Genomic DNA, 16,306 nt, shown 5'->3' on the forward strand with positions numbered 1-16,306 from the left:
TCCCGCAAGCCGGAATTTTCAGCCGTGCCCGTTATTCAGGGCGGGTTGAGTGCCACTCATCCGCATCGATGGCATAGACCCGGCGTGGGCCGCGTCCGCTGATCGAGACATCCGTCACATGGCGCATGCCCAGTTTCTCGATAGTTCGTCTGGACGGAACATTTTCGGGATAAGCCAGCGCCAGGCGACCACATCCCAATTCTTGGAATCCGAACGCCAGTTGCGCCGCACCGATCTCGCTCGCCAGTCCGCGTCCCCACGCCTCCCTGGCAAGAACGAATCCGATCTCGAAATCGTCCCGGCCCAGAATGTCGCATGGATAGAGACCTGCAAATCCCAGAACAGCTCCCGATGTTTTCTCAGTCAATACCGAGAGGCCCGTCTTTCCCTCTCCGAAATTGAAGTGCTGCCTGATGAGCGCCTCAGACTCGTCAGACTGCAACGCAATACCTGAAAAGACATATTGCATGACATCCGGCACGCTGAAGATTTTGCTCTGAAGCAGCGGAATGTCGTTGTCGCATGCCGCACGCAGCAGCAATCGCTCTGTAACGATGATCGTTCCGAACTCCGCCGCGCTTTTGTCTACAGGGCTCATGATCCCACTCATAGGGAATTTGATGGCCTTGCAGAAGCGCGAATGTCGCGGCCGGGATGGATTGAAGATCAGAACAAATCGAGTTGCTCATTACCGCGCTTGGGCCGGGCGAAGTGGCTGGTGGTCAATTTCGACCGCCGCTTGTTGAGGCCGAGCTTCTCGCAGGCGATCTCAAAACGCCGTCCGATCATCCAGGCCATCGGCCCGGTGCCCTTCATCCGCGTGCCCCACTGCGAGTCGTAATCGCGGCCGTCGCGCATGTCGCGGATCAGTGTGAAGACGTGGCGATACCGGTCCGGATAATTCGCCATCAGCCATTCGCGGAACAGGTCGCGCACTTCGAGCGGCAGGCGCAGTAACACATAACTCGCTTCCTTGACGCCGGCATGGGCGGCGGCATCGAGAATGCGCTCGATCTCGGAATCGTTCAGCGCCGGGATCACCGGCGCGACCATCACCGTTGTCGGAATTCCCGCCGCGGCGAGCTGACGCAGCGCCTCAAGCCGTTTCGGCGGCGTCGCGGCGCGCGGCTCCATGGTGCGTGCGAGTTTCGGGTCCAGCGACGTCACCGAAATCGCGACCTTGGCAAGATTGCGTTTTGCCATCCGCGCAAGAATGTCGATGTCGCGCGTCACCAAGGCCGATTTGGTGACGATCCCGACCGGATGCCCGGTGCGCTCCAGCACCTCGAGAATGCCGCGCATGATTTTGTGCTCGCGCTCGATCGGCTGATACGGATCGGTGTTGGTGCCGATCGCGATCATGCGCGGCTCGTATCCCGGCGCGGCCAGTTCCTTTTCGAGCAGTTCCGGCGCGTCGGGCTTGGCGAACAGCCGGGATTCGAAATCGAGGCCCGGCGACAGGCCGAGATAGGCGTGGGTCGGACGTGCGAAACAATAGACGCAGCCGTGTTCGCAACCGCGATACGGATTGATCGAGCGGTCGAAGCCGATGTCGGGCGAGTCGTTGCGGGTGATGACCTTGCGTGCCGTATCGACCGCGACCGTGGTCTTGAACGGCGGCAACTCTTCGAGGCTCTGCCAGCCGTCGTCGAAGGTGACCCGTGCTTCGGCCTCGAACCGTCCGCTGGCGTTGGATTGCGCCCCGCGGCCCCTGCGCCGCTGACGGTCGATCGCGACTTCGATTTCAGGAAAGGGAGAAGGAACACCCGCCGGATCAGAGGGGGGCGTCACCGGCGGGTGTTTGAGGGCATGGGATGCATGGCTCATGGGGAGAACATAGCACCGAATGAGAACAAAACAAGAACTTCAATGACGCCCGTCCCCAAAATATTTGCGCCGGTTTCCGGTCGTGCGCGGCGCCGGTTTGGCGTCTCGTCCGGCCAGCGTTCGTGGCTGAACGACATGGTCCGGCGTTCATGAATGCCGCAAAAAGCTGCACCTGACGGGCTGTTCTGACTGTGACAAGATGATAACGGTTTCGCATCAGTCATTTGGCGGACACGTATTTCAACAACTCATGATCAGCGTTGTCATTCCCACCGAAGGCGCCGAGCAACCCGTTGTTGCCACCCTTGCGGCTCTGGTGCCCGGCGCGGCGGCCGGCCTCGTGCGGGACGTGGTGCTGGTGGATCGTGCGGCATCCGAGGCGATCGAGCGGGTGGCCGACATCGCGGGCTGCAACTTCCTGAAGTTCGACGGATCGCGCGGCGCAGCGCTTGCGGCAGGCGCCCAGCAAAGCCGCTCGCCCTGGCTGTTGTTCCTGCTGCCCGGCGCTGTGCTGGATTCGGGATGGATCGACGAAACCACCCAGTTCATTCAGGGCGTTTCTTTAAGCGGCCGTCAGCGCGCCGGTGTCTTTCGTTACGCGCGCTCTCCCTATGAAGACGCCACCGTGCGCGACGGAGTGAAATCCCTCGCGCGGTTCATCTCCGGACCCTCGCCCGATCAGGGCCTGCTGATTTCCCGCGACCATTATGAGCGGGTTGGCGGCTATGCCCCTGCGGCGCGCCGCGCCGAGGCCAAACTGCTCTCCAAACTCGGCCGCACCGGCCGCGCCGTGCTGCGGACGCGGATTTTCGTGGCCGCCTGAAACTAGTTGACCACGTCAACAATAATACTTGACTGCGTCAACAATATCCCGAAGATGCCCGTCTGAACAGGACGAGGCGTCGGTCGCCGATGGACATTACTCAGGAAGCCGCGAAGGAAGCCCGGATCGCCGCGATCCGGCGGTTCAACCGCTTCTACACCCGCAAGATCGGTGTGCTTGAGCAGCAACTCCTTGAAAGCCCCTACTCGCTGACGGAAGCCCGCGTGCTTTTCGAGCTCGCACACCGCGACGAGCCGACCGCAAAGGAGATCGGCGCCCAACTCGATCTCGATCCGGGATATCTGAGCCGCATCGTTCAAGCCTTCATGGACAAGGGGCTGGTGACGCGAAAGCCGGTCCCCTCGGATCGGCGGCAATTCCGGCTGGCCCTGACGGCCAAGGGACGACTGGCATACGGCCGCCTCAATCGAAGTTCGCATGATGAGATCGGGGAGATGCTTGAAAAACTCCCGCGTGGCGGCGAGGAACGCCTTGTCACCGCAATGACGGCCATCGAACGGCTGCTCGACGACGAGGCCGGCCGCCCCGAGATAACACTGCGCGTCCATCGGCCCGGCGACATGGGCTGGATCGTGCAGCAGCACGGCCTGCTCTACGCGCGCGAATACGGCTGGGATATTTCCTTCGAGGCCTTGTGCGCCGAGATCACCGCGCAGTTCCTGAAGGACTTCGACCCGGCGCGCGAACGCTGCTGGATCGCCGAGATCGACGGCCAGCAGGTCGGCTCGGTATTTCTGGTGAAGCACTCCGATGAGGTTGCGAAGATTCGTCTGCTGCTGATCGATCCGGCGGCGCGCGGTCATGGCCTCGGCAAGCGGCTGGTGGATGAGTGCATCGCCTTCGCGCGGAGTTGCGGCTATCGCAAGATCACGCTGTGGACCCAGAGCATGCTGCTCGCCGCGCGTGGAATCTATCAGAACGCGGGTTTCGTGCATGTCGCAACCGAACCGCACCACAGTTTCGGTCACGACCTGATCGGCGAGACGTGGGAGCTGACGCTCTAGACGTACTCATCGTCATTGCGAGCGAAGCGAAGCAGAGCGACAAAAAAGATGGATTGCTTCGTCGCTTACGCTCCGCGCACTGACGAGCCTTACGCCCTCGCCTTGCCGCGCTTCAGGTGCTCGTCCAGCCGCGGCATGATCTCGACGAAGTTGCACGGCTTGGTGCGGTAATCGAGTTGCTGCGCGAGAATGCCGTCCCATCCATCCCTGCAGGCGCCTGGCGAGCCCGGCAGGCAGAAGATGAACGTCGCACCGGCGACACCGGCGGTGGCGCGGCTTTGAATGGTCGACGCGCCGATCTTGGCGTGGCTCAGCATGTGAAACGCGATCGAGAAACCGTCCATCCGCTTCTCGAACAACGGCTCAACCGCTTCCGGCGTCACGTCGCGGCCGGTGAAGCCGGTGCCGCCGGTGGTGATCACCACATCGACGCCGGGATCGGCGATCCACATCCGCAACTTGGCGCGAATCGCATCGGCGTCGTCGGTGACGATGTCCCGCGCGGCAAGGCGATGGCCCGCAGCCGTGAGCCGGTCCGCCAACGTCGTGCCGGACTTGTCATCGGCCAGCGAGCGCGTATCGGACACAGTCAGCACCGCGATGTTGAGCGGGACGAACTTCCTGGTTTCATCGATTGAGGACATCACGTCTTTTTCCTTAGCCGTCACCCTGAGGTGCGAGGCGATTCCTGCCCGAGCCTCGAAGGGCGACGGCGCTGTCATCCTTCGAGGCTCGCCAAATGGCTCGCACCTCTGGATGACGACTCCCGCTTGCTAGAGCTGAACGCCGGGCGCGAATGTATTGCAGGCTTGCACCGAGCCCTGCTGGAAGCCGGTCATGAACCAGCGCTTGCGCTGCGCGGCCGAACCGTGGGTGAACGAGTCGGGCACGACCCGCCCGGTCGATTGCCGCTGCAGCGTATCGTCACCGATCGCGGACGCGGTCTGCAGCGCCGCATCGATGTCGCCCGCCTCAAGGAACCCGGGCCGCTTCTTCTCTTCGCGGTTGACCCAGACCCCGGACAGGCAATCCGCCTGCAACTCGACCCTCACCTGAATGTTGTTCGCCTCGGCCTTGCTACCGGCCTGCTGCTGCATCTGCTGCGCCTTCGACAGGATGCCAAGCAGGTTCTGGATGTGGTGACCGGCTTCATGCGCGATGATGTAGGCGGTGGTGAACTTGCATGCGTTCCCAGAGCAGCCGCGGAAACGGGTCTCGACTTCGCGGAAGAATCCGGTGTCGAGGAAAATCTGCTTGTCGGGCGGACAATAGAACGGGCCCATGGCCGACTGCGCCATGCCGCAGCGCCCGCCGTTGGTGGCATTCTTGAAAAGCACGATGCGGGGTCCGCGATAGGTCTGGCCGCTCGCCGAGAAGATTTCGCTCCAGCGGTCATCGATTTCGCCGAGTACGCCGGCGATCATGCTGCCCATTTCGTCCGTCGGCGCGCCGGCCTTCGGCGGGCTGCTGGTTCTGCGATCGGTCTGATAGCTCGGCGCCTGCTGCTGGCCGCCGGTCAGGATCTCGGCGCCGCCGATCAGGATGCGCGGGTCGATGCCGACCGCCCAGCCGATCAGGCCGAGCACGACGATGGTACCGATGCCGAGCCCGCCGCCACCACCCATCGGAAATCCGAAACCTCCGCCGCCTCCGCCGTAGCCGCTGTCGTCGCGGCGATCGTCGATGTTGTCGCTGCGGCGGAAATCATCGTAACGCATCGGAAATCTCCTCAACCGGCGGGCGCGTCGTGCTCACAACGCGATGGAGCCGAAAGTCCTGTTAACGATTCATACAGCGCCCGGCAAAAATTGCCTAGTTCGGATTCAGGACACTCATGCGGCATTTCGATGTGTTTCCACTCCACGACATGAATGCGGGCTGAATTTCGCAACGAAAGGTGCGCAGTGCCAGCAATTCCGCCGATTGCTGCATCGCTCAACGCTCAGCGTGCGTTTGCGATCCGCGATGCAAACCGGATTTCGGAATCAATTTCGGATTCGTCACAAACCTGTTTTTGATTAAGCTCATTTTTACCTTGGCCATTCATGGTGATGACAGTCGGATTTGTTAGTCCCGCGTCGCCGGCTGCGTCGCCTGAGTCAGGTTTTGAGTCATGGTAGTGTCGCGTCGCGGGGCGTCTGCAAAGGCGCCCCGCACTCAATTTGAAAATGCTCCCAGTTCGCACATCGTCATCGGCGATTGCGTCGCGGAGATGTCGAAGATGAAAGCCGGATCGGTCGATCTGGTCTTCGCAGACCCTCCATACAATCTGCAATTGAAGGGCGACCTCAAGCGCCCCGACGAATCCCATGTCGATGCGGTCAACAACGACTGGGACAAGTTCTCATCCTTCGCCGCCTATGATGATTTTACGCGTGCATGGCTGCTTGCCGCGCGCCGCGCCATGAAGCCGTCGGCGACGATCTGGGTGATCGGCTCCTATCACAACATTTTCCGCGTCGGCGCGATCATGCAGGATCTGGGCTTCTGGATTCTCAACGACATCGTGTGGCGCAAGACCAACCCGATGCCGAATTTCCGCGGCCGCCGCTTCACCAATGCCCACGAGACCATGATCTGGGCGGCGCGCGACGAGAACGCCAAGGGTTACACCTTCAATTATGAAGCGCTGAAGGCCGCCAACGAGGACGTGCAGGCACGTTCCGACTGGACGATCCCGCTTTGCACCGGCGAAGAACGTCTCAAGGGCAGCGACGGCAAGAAGGTCCATCCGACCCAGAAGCCCGAAGGATTGCTGGCGCGTGTGCTGCTGTCGTCGTCAAAGCCCGGCGACCTCGTGATCGACCCGTTCAACGGCACCGGCACCACCGGCGCTGTCGCGAAACGCCTCGGCCGCAGCTATATCGGCTTCGAGCGCGACCAGACCTATGCCAAGGCCGCCGAAGCGCGTATTGCCGCCATCGAGCCGCTGCCGGAAGCGACGCTTGCTCCATTCATGACCGCGCGCGGTGCGCCGCGTGTCGCGTTTTCCGAGCTGGTCGAGCGCGGCATGATCCTGCCCGGCACCAAACTGGTCGATTCCAAGAAGAAGCATGGCGCGCTGGTGCGTGCCGACGGCGCGATCATGCTCGGCGACAAGGTCGGCTCGATCCACCGCATGGGCGCGCTCGCTCAGGGGGCCGAAGCCTGCAACGGCTGGACCTTCTGGCACGTCGAGACCAAGAAGGGTCTCAGGCTGATCGACGAGTTGCGCGCCGAAATCCGCAGCGAGATGGCGGCGGGCTGACCCGCCGTCCACCATTCACTCCCGCCAAAACGGCTTTTCGATCTCGAACGCGATCTCCGGCCAGCTCATTCCCATATCGTTGAGCTGGCGCTCACTCATCGCTCCGAGTTCGCGGCGATCGCGAATACGTCGGCGCCAGGTCCGGAAAACTTCAAAAGCATCGCGAACAGTATCCCGCATCGAATCTAGCAACCGCAACGCGAGCCGCGGCCTGACACCCGGATAAGCGCGGGCCACCGCTTCAACCCGCTGCCCGCATCTGCGATTTCGGAAACGGACCGAGCACGCGCTCGACCAATGCCGTGTCACAGTATTCCTTGATCTGCTTGATCCTGCCGTTTTCGACGCGCCAGACCATGCAGTATTCATTGTCGTAGCGCTCGCCAGACTTTGTGACGTTGTCACCTTTTGCCTCGACCACAACAGTGTCGCCCTCGGCAATGAAGTTGAACGCCAGCGTCCGCGGGCGATCCGCCAGCAAGGTTCGCAAATAGCCGAGAAGGCCGTTTGTGATTTCATCCTTCCTCGTAAAGTTACGCGACCAGGAACACTGGCCGGTCTGGACCCACACCGCATCGTCCGCGAGGTGATCGATGAAGGTCATTCCGCTGCGGTTGGCGGAGTCGGTGAAGATCTGCTGGATCAATTTCTTGTTGGCTTCGGCACTCATGAGTTCCGTCCTCTGCTTGAATTGATGGGCGGATGATGGGCCTCCCATCGATATTCTTCCAATCGATGCTTCGTATGATATATATTCGCACGATGAATTTAGCTTCGCTCGACCTCAACCTGCTGGTCGCTCTCGACGCACTGCTGCTGGAGGCCAATGTCAGCCGGGCAGCCATGCGGATCGGATTGTCGCAACCGGCGACCAGTCACGCGCTGCAACGCCTGCGTGACATCCTCGGCGATCCCTTGCTGGTGCGCGTCGGCGCGCGCATGGAGTTGACGCCGCGCGCACAGGCATTACGCGCCCCGCTGGCCCAGGCGCTGGATCAGGTGCGCGGCCTGTTCATGCCGGACGATTTCGACGCCGCGCGCAGCGAACGGCGCTTCCGCCTGATGATGCCCGATCTCGCGGTTGAACTGCTGATGCCGCCGCTGATGAAAAGGCTGGACGCCGCCGCGCCGGGCGTGCGGATCGACGTTGTTCCGTGGCGCGGCCCCGCGATCTTCACCGCAGAGTTCGCGCGTACGATCGATATCGTGATCAGCATCGGGGATGCCTTCAAGGGATTTCACCGGCAGCTGCTTTACACCGACGCCGACGCTCTGGCGGTGCGGCATGGTCATCCGGCGGGAGCGCGGTTGAAAGACAAGGACACCTTTCTCAAGGCGCGGCATGTCGCTGTCGTCATTCGCGGCCAGAGCGAAGACCTGATCGACACCTGGCTGCAGACCAAAAAGCTGGAGCGGCGCATCGCGCTGGTGGTGCCGAGCTACATCGAAGCGCTGCATGTCGCTGCGCGCACTGATCTCGTTGCGTTCGTACCGCGCCGCCTGATTGCCGCACTGTCGAAACAATTGTCGCTGGTCACAGTGTTCCCGCCTATCGATCCGGGGATCGACGAGCAGTTCATGTTCTATCCGACCCGCGTGCAGATGGACCCCGGCTCGATCTGGCTGCGGAGCATCATGCTCGAGATCGGACGCGAGATGGCGCGGCCGAAGCGAAAGACGGGTTAGCGCCGCGCTCCGGAACGCCCTTTCGCAGTTGCCCCCTCGCCGTTTCCCGTGCCATGACGACGGCAGTTACAGGAGCGTATCATGACGGTTCTTATCGCAGGCGGCGGGATCGGCGGGCTGACGCTCGCGCTCAGCCTTCATCAGATCGGCATTCCGTGCCGCGTGTTCGAAAGCGTGCCGGAACTGAAGCCGCTGGGCGTCGGCATCAACGTGCTGCCGCATGCGGTGCGCGAACTGACCGAACTCGGCCTGCTCGACAAGCTCGATGCCGCCGGCGTCAGAACCAAGGAACTGTCCTACTTCTCCAAGCACGGAAAACCAATCTGGAGCGAGCCGCGCGGGCTTGAAGCCGGGTACAAGTGGCCGCAGTTCTCGATCCATCGCGGTGTGCTGCACCAGATCCTGCTCGATACCGTGATTGAACGTCTGGACTCCGACAATCTGCTCAATAGCCACCACTTGGCGAGTTTCACCGATACGCCGAACGGCGTTTCGGCCCGCTTCATCGACAAGGCCACCGGCGACGACGCCGGCACCTATGACGGCACGCTGCTGATTGCGGCCGATGGAATCCATTCCGCCGTGCGCGGCAAACTTTATCCCGCCGAAGGTCCGCCGATCTGGAATGGCCGCATCCTCTGGCGCGGCATCACCGAAAGCGACGCTTTCCTGTCCGGCCGCACCATGATCATGGCCGGCCACGAAAGCCTGAAGTTCGTCTGCTATCCGATTTCGAATGCGCCGACGCGAGACGGAAAATTCCGCATCAACTGGATTGCCGAGCGCTTCTTTCCGCCGGACCATCAGTGGCGGCGCGAGGACTACAACCGCGCAGCCAGGCTCGACGAATTCCTGCCCTGGTTCGAGGACTGGAGATTCGACTGGCTCGATGTCCCCGGCCTGATCCGCAATTGCGCGCACGCTTACGAATATCCGCTGGTTGACCGCGATCCGATCGACCGCTGGACCTTCGGCAACGTCACGCTGATGGGCGACGCTGCACATCCAATGTATCCGATCGGCTCCAACGGCGCATCGCAGGCCATTCTCGATGCCCGCGTCATTACGCGCGAGATTCTCAATCACGGCGAGACGTCGGAGGCTCTGCAGGCCTATGAGACCGAACGCCGTCCGGCGACCACCGAACTCGTCAAGCTCAACCGCCGCAACGGACCCGAGCAGGTGATGCAACTGGTCGAGGAACGCGCGCCGAACGGCTTCAATGTCGTGACCGACGTGATGACGCAGCAGGAACTGGAAGACGTCGCCAACACCTACAAGCGCGTCGCAGGCTTTCAGGTCGATGCCCTCAACGCCAAGCCGCCGATCGTGCCCCGGCCTGAAACATCGATGCTGTCGAGCGCGGGGTAGCACTCGCGGCACCGCCTTTTCCCTCCCCCTTGTGGGGAGGGTGGCGCGCCGAGAGCGAAGCGAACGGGCGCGCCGGGTGGGGGAGAAATTAGAAGACCCCCAGTCTCGCTACGCTCGACTGCCCCTCCCCACAAGGGGGAGGGATTCACATCGCGGCCAATCGTACCATTGCCGCTCTCGCTACTCCCCCAATCCATGCGCGATGACCTTGCGCATGACATTCGGCAAGGCCTCGTCCTTCAATGTGGCGACGGGCACCCAGCGCATGCCGTCCGGCGCGCGCGTGCGCGCAGGGACATTCGCGACATAAACCACAAGCTCGAGCGGGAAATGCGTGAACACATGCGTGACCACGCCTGTTTTGCGATGCCAGCGTGAGACTTTGAGCGCGGGCGCCTGCCCGCGCTCATCCCTGTCGTCGTGACCGGCGAGCCATTCGGATGTCGGCACTTCCGTCATGCCGCCGAGCAGCCCCTTTTCCCCGCGCGTACGAACCAGCAGTTCATCGCCGCGTGTGACGACGAAGGCTGCACCTCGCCGCAGCGCGCCGGTCTTCTTCGGCGCCTTGCGCGGAAACGTCTCCTGATCGCCCCGTATTCGCGCGGCGCAATTGTCGCTGAGTGGACAAAGTGCGCAGGCGGGTTTCTTCGGCGTACATATCGTGGCCCCGAGATCCATCAGCGCCTGCGCGCTGTCGCCCGCGCGTGAATCCCAAAGCAGCGTCGCCGCCAATTGCTGAATCTGAGGTTTGGATTTGGGCAACGGATCTTCGACGACGAACAACCGCGACACCACGCGTTCGATATTCCCATCGACCGGCATGGTCTGCCGGCTGAATGCAATCGCGGCAATGGCCGCAGCCGTGTAGGGGCCAATCCCCGGCAGCGACCGCAAACCGTCTTCGGTGTCGGGAAATGCACCACCGTGATCGCGCAGCACCGTGACGGCGCAGGCATGAAGGTTGCGCGCACGGGAATAGTAACCAAGCCCCGCCCACATTCTCAAAACGTCATCGAGCGATGCAGCGCCGAGCGCCGCCACGGTCGGCCAGCGCGCAGTGAATTTCTCGAAATACGGCCCGACCGCTTTCACGGTGGTTTGCTGCAACATGATTTCCGACAGCCATACGCGATACGGATCGCTCGCGCGGCCCGGCGGCGCGCGCCACGGCAACTGGCGGCGGTGGCGGTCGTACCAGGCCAGCAGCAGCGCCGGGCGATCGGCTGCCGCGCTGTCCTCAGATTTCTTTCGCCGCGCGGCAGCGCCTGATAAGGTCATGGGACACTATGTACCGACGACAACCGCCCATGAACAAGCCCGGTCCCCTCACCGCGAAGCCGTTATCCGCACTGCTCGGCAGTGCGATCAATGACGCCTTCGCCAAGCAGGGCTTTGCCTCGCGTGAACTGGTAACGCGATGGGCGGAGATCGCAGGACCCAACGTCGCAGCCCATTCGGAACCGCTGAAAATCCAGTGGCCGCGTCCGGTCGAGAACCAGATTCCCGAACCGGCCACCTTGGTGCTGCGGGTCGAAGGCCCGATGGCGCTGGAAATCCAGCACACCTCGGATGTCATTCTGGAGCGGGTCAACCGTTTCCTGGGGTGGAACGCGGTGGGGCGGATCGCGCTGCGGCAGGCGCCGCTGTCGCGCAAACCCGTGCGGAAAATCAGAAAAGGACCCGACGCCGCAGCTGTCGCGAAGGTCGAAGCCTCGCTCGGCACCGTGGAAGATGACGGTTTGCGTGCGGCGCTGGCGCGGCTGGGCGCCTCGATCAAGCGAAATTGAGGTTCAGAACGGCGCGCGACCGCGGCCCGGCATTGCCACAATTGTCGTTTCAAGCTAGCGAAACGTTCCTCATCAGGCGTGACGACGCCGTTCGCACGTATTTCCCGGAGCAGACCGTTGAACATCACGCGCCGCACTTTTACCGCCGCCTTGTCCCTGACCGGCTTCGCCGCAGCACTCGGCCTTTCGCCATGGCAGCTGGTTAGCCAGGCCAGCGCCCAGACCGCAGCGGAAATCAATCAAGTCGGCGAGCTCGGCGACATGGCGATGGGATCGAAAGACGCGCCTGTCACCATCATTGAATACGCCTCGATGACGTGCCCGCACTGCGCGTCGTTCACCAAGGACGTGTTCCCCCAGATCAAGACCAATTACATCGACACCGGCAAGGTGCGCTTCATCTTCCGCGAGTTCCCGCTCGATCAGGTGGCGCTGGCGGCTTCGGCGCTGGCGCGCTGCGTCGCCAAGGACGATGCCCCGAAATATTTCGCGATCGTCGACATGCTGTTCAAGCAGCAGAACGATCTGGCCTCGGACGCGCTCGGCACCATCAACCGCATCGGCAAGCAGGCCGGCTTCAGCGAGCAGATGATCAAGGACTGCGTGCAGGGCGATCCGAAAATCCAGAAGGGCATTCTGGATGTGCGTGAGCACGCCTACAGCAAGCTGAAGGTCAACTCGACGCCGTTCTTCTTCGTCAATGGAACCGCCGTGAAGGGCGACACCTCGTTCGACGCCTTCGAAAAGCTGATCAAGCCGCTGATCAAGAGCTGAGGCATTCGGGCGGAACCGGTCCAGTTTTCGGGAACATCCGCCCGAAACACACTGAAATCCCTCGGAAATCCCTTTAAATCCCTTGGGAAAAGCCCCGCGGGCCGGTTGCCCTCGGCGGCCTGCCTCGCCATTGTGCGGACAGTTCGAGGCGCATTCCGCGACTCAGTTATACTGGCACAGGCCTGCTATGACCTTGCCCCGGCTGGATAATTCCGACTTCGAGAGTTCCCCGGCCAACAGAGTGTCCATCGCATGAAACTCACGCGCCTTCGCCTTCACGGATTCAAGTCCTTCGTTGAGCCGACCGATTTTCTGATCGAGCCGGGTCTGACCGGCGTTGTCGGCCCCAACGGCTGCGGCAAATCGAATCTGGTCGAAGCGCTGCGCTGGGCGATGGGCGAAACCTCGCACAAGTCGCTGCGCGCCGCCGACATGGACGCGGTGATTTTCGCAGGCTCCGGCAACCGCCCCGCACGCAATCACGCCGAAGTGGCGATGACCATCGACAACTCCGATCGTTCGGCGCCGTCCGCGATGAACGATCAGGAAGTGCTGGAAATTTCACGGCGGATCGAGCGCGAAGCCGGTTCGGTGTATCGCATCAACGGCCGCGACGTACGCGCGCGCGACGTGCAGATTCTGTTCGCTGACGCCGCCACCGGTGCGCGCTCGCCTGCCCTCGTCCACCAGGGCAAGATCGGCGAAATCATTCAGGCGCGTCCCGACCAGCGCCGCCGCGTGCTGGAAGACGCTGCCGGTGTCGCCGGTCTGCATGCACGCCGTCATGAAGCTGAACTGCGCCTCAAGGCGGCCGAGACCAACCTCACCCGCGTCGAAGACGTCATCGGTCAGCTGGCGAGCCAGATCGAGGGCCTGAAGAAGCAGGCGCGTCAGGCGATCCGCTATCGCGAAGTCGCCGCCAAGGTCCGCAAGGCCGAAGCGCTGCTGTTTCACCTGCGCTGGCTGCAGGCCAATACCGACGTCGCCGAAGCAGGCCAGACCCACGACCTGAACGTCCGCGAGCAGGCCGAACGCACCCTCCAGCAGGCAGAAGCCGCACGCATTCAGGCGATCCGCGCCTCCGAGCTGCCGGGCCTGCGCGAGAACGAAGCGCGCGCCGCAGCCGGCTTGCAGCGCCTGACCAACACCCGCGAAATGCTCGACCGCGAGGAAGCGCGCGCCAGGGAGCGCGTCATTGAGCTCGACCGGCGTCTGACCCAGTTCGCCGCCGACATCGAGCGCGAGCAGCGCCAACTGTCCGATGCCGACGTCGCGCTGGCGCGGCTAGAGGCCGAGGACAACGACCTCAAGGATGAAATCAAGTCGCGCGTTGACAAGCGCAGCGGCGCCGATGAGCGCGTTGCGGAGGCCGAAGCCACGCTCGCCGCAGCGGAGCGGACCTTCTCCGAACTGACCACCGCGCTCGCCGATCTCACCGCAAAGCGCAACCAGTTCGAAGCCAACGTCCGCACCCACCGCGACCGCCTCGCGCGGCTCGATCAGGACATCGTCAGCGTCGAAGGCGAAGTCGAGAAGCTCGCCGCCGAGACCGGTGGACTTGGCGATCTGGATACGCTGGTCGCTGCAATGGAGGCGGCAGCGGAAGCGTTGCTGATCTCCGAAGCCACGACCCAGGCCAGCGAGGCCGCGCATGTAAATGCCCGCGCCACGCTTGAGGCCTCGCGTGCGCCGCTTGCCGACGCAGAAAAACGCGTGCAGCGGCTGGAGACCGAAGCCAAGACGATTTCGAAGATCGTCAACGGCGAAACCAAGAACCTGTGGCCGCCGATCATCGACGGCGTCAACGTCGCCAAGGGGTTCGAAAAGGCGCTGGGCGCAGCCCTCGGTGACGATCTCGACGCGCCGGTCGATCCGACCGCGCCGATGCGCTGGTCCAATCTCGGCGTCGCCGACGGCGATCCGTCGCTGCCCGAAGGCATCGAGGCGCTTGCCGCCCATGTCACCGCTCCGCCGGAACTGGCGCGGCGTCTGGCCCAGATCGGCGTCGTCAGCCGCGAACGCGGTGCGCAGCTTGCCTCGCAGCTGAAGACCGGCCAGCGGCTGGTCTCGCGCGAAGGCGACCTGTGGCGCTGGGACGGATTCGTCGCCGCCGCCCATGCGCCGACCGGCGCGGCTCGGCGGCTGGCCGAGCGCGCCCGCCTTATCGACATCGAATCCGAACTTGAGCAGGCACGCGCCGATGCCGTCGCCAAGCGTCAGGCACTGGACAATGCCGACGCCGAACTCAAGGCCGCGTCCGCTGCCGAGAGCGCCGCGCGTGAAGCCGCACGCTCCGCCCAGCGCGAAGCCAATGCGGCGCGCGAGCAGCACGCGAACGCGGAGCGCGAGATCAACCGCCACGCCTCGCGCCGTTCCGCGCTGGACGAGCGCCGCACCCGCCTTGCCGAGGATCGCACCGAGGCGCATGGCGCACACGAAGCCGCTGTCGCCGTTTTGAGCGAACTGCCCTCGAGCGCCGAAAACGAGGAAAAGCTCGCCACCGTGCGCGCCGACATGGACGGCCACCGCCGTCTCGCGGCGCAGGTCCGCGCCGAGGCGCAGGCGCTGGCGCGTGAAGCCGAACTCGCCGACCGGCGCGTGCAGGCGATTGTCGCCGAGCGCAACGAATGGCAGAGCCGCAAGGAAAACGCCGCGTCGCAGATCGAGACAGTTGAGACCCGCATCGTCGAGGTCAAGACCGAGCGCGCCGAGCTTGAAAACGCACCCGAGGTGTTCGCCGAGAAGCGCAGCGCGCTGATCAGCGAGATCGAATACGCCGAAGCCGAGCGCCGCACGGCGGCCGATGCGCTGGCCTCGGCCGAAACCGCGATGGCGGAAACCGATCGCGTCGCCCGCGCCTCGCTCGATGCGCTGTCCGCGTCGCGCGAAGCCTGCGCCCGCTCCGAAGAGCGGATGGAAGGCACGCGCCGCCGGCTCGACGACATCGAGCGCGAAATCCGCGACATGCTCGAAGTCGAGCCGCACGGCGTCGCCGCGCTGGCCGAGATCACGCCGGAGACCGAGCTTCCGGCCGTGACCGACATCGAAACCGACCTTGAAAAACTCCGCCGCGACCGCGAACGCCTCGGCGCCGTCAACCTGCGCGCCGAAGAAGAGCTGCGCGAGGTCGAGGCCCAGCACCTGACGCTGACCACCGAGCGCGACGATCTGGTGGAAGCGATCAAGAAGCTGCGCACCGGCATCCAGAGCCTCAACAAGGAAGCCCGCGAACGCCTGCTGACTTCGTTCGAGACAGTCAACACCCACTTCAAGCGACTGTTCACCGAGCTGTTCGGCGGCGGTCAGGCCGAACTGACCCTAATCGAAAGCGACGATCCGCTCGAGGCGGGCCTCGAAATCATCGCCAAGCCGCCCGGCAAGAAGCCGCAGACGCTGTCGCTGCTCTCCGGCGGCGAACAGGCGCTGACCGCGCTGGCGCTGATCTTCGCGGTGTTCCTCACCAACCCGTCGCCGATCTGCGTACTGGACGAAGTCGACGCGCCGCTGGACGACCACAACGTCGAGCGGTTCTGTAACCTGCTGCATGAGATGACCTCGTCCACCGAGACGCGCTTCATCATCATCACCCACAATCCGATCACCATGGCGCGCATGAACCGGCTGTTCGGCGTCACCATGGCGGAGCGTGGTGTGTCGCAACTGGTGTCGGTCGATCTCGACGGCGCGATGAAGGTTCTCGACCAGAACGTGGCGTGATTGTTGCGTCCTCCCCTTGAGCGGGAGGGTCGGTGAGCGCAGCCCACTA

At 63.4% G+C, this 16,306-nt stretch carries 15 protein-coding genes; 8 read left to right on the forward strand and 7 right to left on the reverse strand.

Annotated elements, in window-relative coordinates; translation table 11 throughout:
• Window positions 1-31: 31 nt before the first annotated feature.
• Together BN32_RS12935 and BN32_RS12940 are read right to left on the reverse strand one after the other, a co-directional pair.
• The gene (locus BN32_RS12935) at window positions 32-598 is read right to left on the reverse strand and encodes a GNAT family N-acetyltransferase (RefSeq protein WP_019198635.1); all 567 of its coding nucleotides are present in this window, start codon (window positions 596-598) and stop codon (window positions 32-34) included.
• A 68-nt stretch (window positions 599-666) separates the two neighbouring features.
• Entirely contained in the window at window positions 667-1,827 is a 1,161-nt protein-coding gene (locus BN32_RS12940) for a PA0069 family radical SAM protein (protein WP_019198636.1), read from the reverse strand.
• Window positions 1,828-2,077: 250 nt separating this feature from the next.
• Between BN32_RS12940 and BN32_RS12945 the strand changes: the two genes are divergently transcribed.
• Together BN32_RS12945 and BN32_RS12950 are read left to right on the forward strand one after the other, a co-directional pair.
• A complete protein-coding gene (locus BN32_RS12945) occupies window positions 2,078-2,650 on the forward strand; it encodes a glycosyltransferase family protein (protein ID WP_019198637.1) in 573 nt (190 codons plus the stop codon).
• A gap of 89 nt (window positions 2,651-2,739) precedes the next feature.
• Window positions 2,740-3,675: a bifunctional helix-turn-helix transcriptional regulator/GNAT family N-acetyltransferase gene (locus tag BN32_RS12950; protein WP_019198638.1), complete on the forward strand. Its 936-nt coding sequence runs from the start codon at window positions 2,740-2,742 to the stop codon at window positions 3,673-3,675.
• An 89-nt stretch (window positions 3,676-3,764) separates the two neighbouring features.
• Here the strand turns inward: BN32_RS12950 and moaB are convergent, their stop codons facing one another.
• Together moaB and ypfJ are read right to left on the reverse strand one after the other, a co-directional pair.
• On the reverse strand, window positions 3,765-4,319 hold the full coding sequence (moaB, locus tag BN32_RS12955) for a molybdenum cofactor biosynthesis protein B (RefSeq protein WP_040426431.1): 555 nt from the start codon (window positions 4,317-4,319) through the stop codon (window positions 3,765-3,767).
• A gap of 129 nt (window positions 4,320-4,448) precedes the next feature.
• On the reverse strand, window positions 4,449-5,393 hold the full coding sequence (gene ypfJ, locus BN32_RS12960) for a KPN_02809 family neutral zinc metallopeptidase (RefSeq protein WP_019198640.1): 945 nt from the start codon (window positions 5,391-5,393) through the stop codon (window positions 4,449-4,451).
• A gap of 395 nt (window positions 5,394-5,788) precedes the next feature.
• Between ypfJ and BN32_RS12965 the strand changes: the two genes are divergently transcribed.
• Window positions 5,789-6,922, forward strand: a complete 1,134-nt coding sequence (locus tag BN32_RS12965) for a site-specific DNA-methyltransferase (RefSeq protein WP_019198642.1) — start codon at window positions 5,789-5,791, stop codon at window positions 6,920-6,922.
• Window positions 6,923-6,937: 15 nt separating this feature from the next.
• On the opposite strand, the gene BN32_RS12970 is transcribed toward BN32_RS12965, so the two are convergent.
• On the reverse strand, window positions 6,938-7,102 hold the full coding sequence (locus tag BN32_RS12970) for a DUF1127 domain-containing protein (RefSeq protein WP_082773523.1): 165 nt from the start codon (window positions 7,100-7,102) through the stop codon (window positions 6,938-6,940).
• Between the two features lie 61 nt (window positions 7,103-7,163).
• On the reverse strand, window positions 7,164-7,592 hold the full coding sequence (locus tag BN32_RS12975; protein ID WP_040425684.1) for a nuclear transport factor 2 family protein: 429 nt from the start codon (window positions 7,590-7,592) through the stop codon (window positions 7,164-7,166).
• A 92-nt stretch (window positions 7,593-7,684) separates the two neighbouring features.
• Between BN32_RS12975 and BN32_RS12980 the strand changes: the two genes are divergently transcribed.
• Together BN32_RS12980 and BN32_RS12985 are read left to right on the forward strand one after the other, a co-directional pair.
• Window positions 7,685-8,608 carry a LysR family transcriptional regulator gene (locus BN32_RS12980; protein WP_040426433.1) on the forward strand — a complete coding sequence of 308 codons (924 nt, stop codon included), beginning with the start codon at window positions 7,685-7,687 and terminating at the stop codon, window positions 8,606-8,608.
• An 81-nt stretch (window positions 8,609-8,689) separates the two neighbouring features.
• The gene (locus BN32_RS12985) at window positions 8,690-9,979 is read left to right on the forward strand and encodes a flavin-dependent oxidoreductase (protein ID WP_019198646.1); all 1,290 of its coding nucleotides are present in this window, start codon (window positions 8,690-8,692) and stop codon (window positions 9,977-9,979) included.
• A gap of 180 nt (window positions 9,980-10,159) precedes the next feature.
• Here the strand turns inward: BN32_RS12985 and mutY are convergent, their stop codons facing one another.
• On the reverse strand, window positions 10,160-11,257 hold the full coding sequence (gene mutY, locus BN32_RS12990) for an A/G-specific adenine glycosylase (RefSeq protein WP_019198647.1): 1,098 nt from the start codon (window positions 11,255-11,257) through the stop codon (window positions 10,160-10,162).
• Window positions 11,258-11,286: 29 nt separating this feature from the next.
• Between mutY and BN32_RS12995 the strand changes: the two genes are divergently transcribed.
• The 3 genes from BN32_RS12995 to smc all read left to right on the forward strand — a co-directional run bounded on the left by BN32_RS12995 (window position 11,287) and on the right by smc (window position 16,257).
• Window positions 11,287-11,766: a DUF721 domain-containing protein gene (locus tag BN32_RS12995; protein WP_019198648.1), complete on the forward strand. Its 480-nt coding sequence runs from the start codon at window positions 11,287-11,289 to the stop codon at window positions 11,764-11,766.
• Window positions 11,767-11,883: 117 nt separating this feature from the next.
• On the forward strand, window positions 11,884-12,540 hold the full coding sequence (locus BN32_RS13000; RefSeq protein ID WP_019198649.1) for a DsbA family protein: 657 nt from the start codon (window positions 11,884-11,886) through the stop codon (window positions 12,538-12,540).
• A gap of 252 nt (window positions 12,541-12,792) precedes the next feature.
• Entirely contained in the window at window positions 12,793-16,257 is a 3,465-nt protein-coding gene (gene smc, locus BN32_RS13005) for a chromosome segregation protein SMC (protein WP_019198650.1), read from the forward strand.
• Window positions 16,258-16,306 lie beyond the last annotated feature (49 nt).

The organism is Afipia birgiae 34632, assembly GCF_000308295.2.
GTDB classification, from domain to species: Bacteria; Pseudomonadota; Alphaproteobacteria; order Rhizobiales; family Xanthobacteraceae; genus Afipia; species Afipia birgiae.